Source organism: Vogesella mureinivorans (genome assembly GCF_007644035.1).
Classification (GTDB): domain Bacteria; phylum Pseudomonadota; class Gammaproteobacteria; order Burkholderiales; family Chromobacteriaceae; genus Vogesella; species Vogesella mureinivorans.
The window spans coordinates 1-370 of record NZ_VMTV02000459.1 but is presented as its reverse complement, the minus strand read 5'-3'; the positions used below and the strand labels follow the sequence as shown (position 1 = coordinate 370).

The 370-nt window shown below is 66.5% G+C and carries 1 protein-coding gene; it reads right to left on the bottom strand.

All coding sequences use genetic code 11. From position 1 onward, the window contains the following. Positions 1-370: type IV secretion system protein (locus FLQ44_RS11520; RefSeq protein WP_206208849.1), on the bottom strand; the 370-nt coding region annotated here is incomplete at both ends.

Sequence of the window (370 nt, the reverse complement as noted above, 5' to 3'; positions counted from 1 at the left end):
CGCCGCCGACCGCAAGGCCGGTGCCCACGGCTGCGCCCGCGCCAAGCTGCGGGCCGCCCGAGACGATGCCGTTGGCGATGCCGGGGCCGAAGATGCCGAGGCCGAGCAGCGACAAGGCCGCCAGCACAATCGCCATAGCGTCGTCGATGGTCGGGGTCGCCCCGCCGAAACCGGCCGTGAATTGCGAGAACAGGGTCGAGCTGATGCCGATGATGACCGCCAGCACCAGAACCTTGATGCCGGACGACACCACGTTGCCCAGGACCTTCTCGGCCATGAAGGCGGTCTTGCCGAACAGGCCGAAGGGGATGAGGACAAAACCGGCCAGCGTCGTCAGCTTGAACTCGATCAGGGTGACGAAAAGCTGGAT